This window comes from Natronomonas sp. (genome assembly GCF_046710025.1).
GTDB lineage: Archaea > Halobacteriota > Halobacteria > Halobacteriales > Haloarculaceae > Natronomonas.
In genome coordinates this window covers 1-4,467 of the sequence record NZ_JBKEGK010000212.1, presented here as the reverse complement: position 1 = coordinate 4,467, position 4,467 = coordinate 1, and the positions used below count along the sequence as shown (strand labels likewise).

General features: G+C 65.3%; 5 protein-coding genes. 3 read left to right on the top strand and 2 right to left on the bottom strand.

Going from position 1 to position 4,467, the window contains the following annotated elements; all coding sequences use genetic code 11:
- The coding region (locus ACI944_RS12195) for a DUF373 family protein (protein WP_411719318.1) at positions 1-1,019 on the bottom strand (1,019 nt) is incomplete at its 3' end.
- 102 nt (positions 1,020-1,121) lie between these two features.
- The gene (nreA, locus tag ACI944_RS12190) at positions 1,122-2,402 is read right to left on the bottom strand and encodes a DNA repair protein NreA (protein ID WP_411719317.1); all 1,281 of its coding nucleotides are present in this window, start codon (positions 2,400-2,402) and stop codon (positions 1,122-1,124) included.
- 120 nt (positions 2,403-2,522) lie between these two features.
- Between nreA and rnhA the strand changes: the two genes are divergently transcribed.
- From rnhA to ACI944_RS12175, 3 genes are all read left to right on the top strand, one after another.
- Positions 2,523-3,113 (top strand): ribonuclease HI, encoded by a 591-nt coding sequence (gene rnhA, locus ACI944_RS12185; RefSeq protein ID WP_411719316.1) that lies wholly within the window; start codon positions 2,523-2,525, stop codon positions 3,111-3,113.
- The gene (locus ACI944_RS12180; protein WP_411719315.1) at positions 3,106-3,693 is read left to right on the top strand and encodes a rnhA operon protein; all 588 of its coding nucleotides are present in this window, start codon (positions 3,106-3,108) and stop codon (positions 3,691-3,693) included. Before rnhA ends, ACI944_RS12180 begins: the two co-directional genes overlap by 8 nt.
- 94 nt (positions 3,694-3,787) lie before the next feature.
- Entirely contained in the window at positions 3,788-4,327 is a 540-nt protein-coding gene (locus ACI944_RS12175; RefSeq protein WP_411719314.1) for an inorganic diphosphatase, read from the top strand.
- Positions 4,328-4,467 lie beyond the last annotated feature (140 nt).

Here is a 4,467-nt window from a genome sequence, read left to right as displayed (position 1 = left end):
ACCCCGAGAAACGTCCCGGTCGTCAGCGTCACTGCGAGGTACGACAACTCGGCGAATGGCAGCGAGACAAAGAAGGCGGACACGCCGTGGAGGACGATGGCGATGGCGACGACGTAGAAGGGGGCGTTGAGGTACCGCCACCGGAACTCGCCGGCGAGGTATTCGTCGGTGACCCGGCCAAGGGCGGCGACCACGCCGCCGGCGGCGGCCCACTGAACGGACCCGTAAACGAACGCTGCAACCGGCCTGATCATCCCCGAGCCGGTGTCAGTGAGCCGATCGGTTGCGTCGAGGCCGCCAACTCCCCCGACGACGACGAGCGCCGCTGCAACGACGTACGTGACGAGTTGGACCCGTCCGGAGAAGAGGCCGACCCGAATTCCCTCGAGCGCCCCGTCGATCGTGTCCTCAAGTCCCAACCCCCGAAAGAGAACGTACAACCCGAGCAGCGCCGAAATGACGCCGAGCGTCGACCCGGGAAGCCCGATGGCGTCGGCAAGGATGGCGATCGGGTATATCAAAAGCAGGATACCGAGCGGGATGAGAATCGTCCCCCGTGTCTCGGGATCCGCGAGCACCTGTTTGAACGTGTAGTACATCGATTCAAGATCCTGGGCCTGTCGCACGACGACGCGTCGAACCCCGTCGATCGGGACCCGCGACCGGATGACCGGCAGGACGCTCTCGTCCTGTGCGCCGTCGGTGACCACGATCGCTTTGACGTCCTCGCCGGTCGACAGCGACGCGAGAACCGTGTCGACCTCCTCGCCGACCTTCCGGTTTGCCGAGACGTCGGCCTTGGCGGTCCCCGTGACGACGGCCACTTCGACGGACTCGTCGTCGATGTTGTCGTGGAGATGGACGCCTTGGAAACATACGTTGACGTCGGAGTCCTCGGGATCGGCGGTCGCGAGGGCGACGGCAGCCGACTCGACAGCCTCGCGGCCGACAACGGGGGTGTCGAACGACGTCTTCCGGCCGAGGTCGTCGTCGAGGTCGACACAGAGGATCAACAGCATCGATCGTTGTACGTCGTTTCGTGCGGTGGGTTAAGTTCCTTCTCCCCCATCGTCCGCTTCCCCTCAGTTCGCTTATTATGCGGCCCGCGGGAACTGCCCGTGCTACCGCGATCCGGCCCCGCCGCCGAACGCCGACAGATCGCTTTGGATCCCGGCCGCGAGCGTCGACTTCCGCCGGAGGTCAGCCATCGACACCGGAAGCCGTGGGACGAGTTCTCGGATCGCGCCGTGAAAGCTCTCGGCGGCGGCCGCCTCGCCGGCGACCGCGTCCCGGATCGACTCGCGGATCTGCCAGACGCCGACGGGCGCCCAGTACCCCTCCGTCGCGTGCCGGATCACGAACACCGTCGCCTGCCGGTCACGCTCGGCGAGTGCCTCAAGAACGCCGAGTCGGGCAGCGTAGTAGGCCCCGGAGGTTTCGTCGACGTACTCCGTCCGCCCTTCGTAGCCCTCGCTATCGGCGGCCATGTATAACCGTCCGTTCGGGTCGGGGTTCCAGATGCTGCCCGGGGCCTTCAATTCGAGAAGCTCGAACTCCCACTCGCCCGGTGCGGCGACGACCCAGTACTCGTTGCCCATGTACTCGGCGTGCCACACCGACGTTCGGTCGATCGTGGGGGCGTTACGGATCGTTCCGCGGAGATACTGCCCGATCGTGTCGTCGACGGCGGTGATCGACCACCGCGTCGGAACGAGCCGTCGGTTCTCCCCCCGGCCGAGCGCGCCGACCGAGAGCACGTTGTTGATCTCGTAGACGTCGAAGCCGCGGCGATAGAGATAGGTCATCGCTCCTGTCGCGCGCCAGTCGTCGTCCGAGAGCGTCTTCTCGATCGCCCGCGGAACCGAGGGATTCTCTGTCACGCGGGCGGTGTCGGCGCCGACCCGCGGGCCTCGGGGAGCGGCGATGTCCTCCAAGGACCCGTCGAGGTCGAACCCCGGCCGGTCCTCAAGGCCGAGTTCGATGTCGACCGGGCGGTCGGCGATGGCGACCTCGCGTTGGGTGCCGACAAAGCCGTCCCAGACGTCGTGTGCGTCGATATTCGAGCGCCGCGTGGAGTTCAAAAGGCCCGTCCGGCGCTGGAAGACATCGTCGATACCGTACCCTTGCTCGTACCACGCGCCGGTCGTGACGTAGTCGGCGGCGGCGTCTTCGTCGCCGACCGGGGCGAGGAGGCCGGCCGAAACCTGTGGATAACTCGACCGGCCGACGAACACCGATGGGGCCGTCGAACCGACCAGCGTCTCTCCCGAGAGCGTCTCGTCGAAGCGGGTCCTCGCGTCGTCGATATACTCGGTCACGGCGTAGGATTTCTCCTCGGCGAGTCTCCGGAGTTCGACCGACTCGTCGCGGTCGAGGTCGTCGACGTACTCGTCGAGGCGCATACCACCTGTTCGGGGGCGGCGTTGAAATGTCGTTCGGGCCCCGGTCTCAGGGAGGCGATGACTCTTCTAATGTCGGGTCCGATCGGAACCCCTATTCTCGCCCGTCCAAGAGCAAAACGTATGCCGGTCATCGACTGTGACCCCGATCGCGCCAGGGAGCGCCTGGAGTCAGAGGGCGTCGAGATCTACCCCGGGAACACCGACCACGAACTGTGGCGGGCCGACCGCGAGGGCGCGACGGCAGTCGCTTACGAGGGGTCGATAGTCGTCCAAGGGAGCGATCCCGCGCGGCTGTCCGGGCTCATTGAGGACGGCAGCGGACGGGCGCACACCTACTTTGACGGCGCCTCGCGTGGCAACCCCGGCCCGGCCGCGATCGGGTGGGTAATCGTCACCGACGATGGGGTCGTCGCCGAGGGGTCCGAGCGGATCGGCCGCGCGACGAACAATCAGGCCGAGTACGAAGCCCTGCTCGGGGCGCTTGAGGCCGCCACCGACTACGGCTTCGACGAACTCGTGATCAAGGGCGACTCACAGCTCATCGTCAAGCAGGTCCGCGGCGAGTGGGACGCCAACGATCCTACGCTACGCGAAAAGCGGGTTCGCGCCCGAGAGCTGCTTCGCGAGTTCGACGAGTGGAGTCTCGATCACGTTCCGCGGGAAATAAACGATCGCGCCGACGAACTGGCGAACGAGGCGCTCGATGGCTGACGAGACCCCTGACCCGACCGACGAAACCGGCACCGACGAGTCCGCCCTCCCCGAGGACGTGATCGACCGCGCCGAGACACTGACCCGGCGGCTCCGGAACGCGGTCGACGACAGCGAGCGGGCGGCCTACAAACACGAACGCGACGCCCTCCTCGACGAGCACGGCTACGGCGCGCGGGTTCGGGAGGGCCAAACCGGCGAGACGCTCGTGTTACACCCTGCAGTGTGGATCGAGGACGGCACGATCCGGACCGATCGGATCGACGACACGAGCCAGGCGATCGAACGGCCCCTCTCCGGCCCCGGTTCCGGCGCGGACTGGGCCGAAATCGACGAGCACAACCGGACGATCGCGGCCCGCGTCCGGAAGCGACATGGGGCGGTTCACGGCGAGACTGCCACCGCGTTCGCAGATTTCATGAGCAACCACTACGCGAAGCCCATCGAGCGTGCGACCCCCGGCGAGCGCGAGGAGTTCCGGACGGAGTATTTCCCCCGAAACGCGTGGCCGACGGACGAACAGCGCGAGCGGGTCACGGAGTCACTCCGACTCACCGTCGAGGCGGCCGACGAAGTGTAGTCCGACTTACCGTCGAGTGGCCCGACAAAACGTAGCCGGATCACCACGATCGAATGTCGAAAGCTCTTTGCGATCCTCGGGCACAACGCCGGGTATGGCCGGAGCAAACCTCTGGGAAGACCTCGAGACGGGTCCGAACGCCCCCGAAGAGATCTACGCGGTCGTTGAGTGTCTCAAGGGCGAGCGAAACAAATACGAGTACGACAAGGACATTCCCGGCGTCGTGCTGGACCGAGTGCTGCACTCGAACGTCCACTACCCCTCTGATTACGGGTTTATCCCGCAGTCGTACTACGACGACGAGGATCCTTTCGACGTGTTGGTGCTCGTCGAGGACCAGACGTTCCCCGGTTGCATCGTCGAAGCCCGCCCCGTCGCGTTGATGAAGATGGACGACGACGGCGAGCAGGATGATAAGGTCATCGCGGTCCCCACGGAGGATCCCCGATACGACCACATCGAGGATCTGGCGGACATCCCCCAACAGCAACTCGACGAGATCGACGAGTTCTTTAAAACGTATAAGAACCTCGAGGCGGGTAAGGAAGTCGAGACGCAGGGCTGGGAGGACAAGCAGGCGGCGATGGACGCGATCGAGCACGCCCAAGACCTCTACGAGGAACACTTCGGGTAGCTGTCGATCGCCGGAGCCGTTTGGCACAGCTGTGTTATACACTGGCGTCATCGAGCGTTAGCGGCGCTACGCGTGTACGGGCCGTTTTGCTATTTGATACCCGGCGATAATCGACGTATCGTCTCTTAGTACTTCGATTC

Excerpts from the sequence above, each read along its gene's own strand:
- ACI944_RS12180 (WP_411719315.1), top strand. The coding sequence starts at position 3,106 with ATGGCTGACGAGACCCCTGACCCGACCGACGAAACCGGCACCGACGAG.
- rnhA (WP_411719316.1), top strand. The coding sequence starts at position 2,523 with ATGCCGGTCATCGACTGTGACCCCGATCGCGCCAGGGAGCGCCTGGAG.
- ACI944_RS12175 (WP_411719314.1), top strand. The coding sequence starts at position 3,788 with ATGGCCGGAGCAAACCTCTGGGAAGACCTCGAGACGGGTCCGAACGCC.
- nreA (WP_411719317.1), bottom strand. The coding sequence starts at position 2,402 with ATGCGCCTCGACGAGTACGTCGACGACCTCGACCGCGACGAGTCGGTC.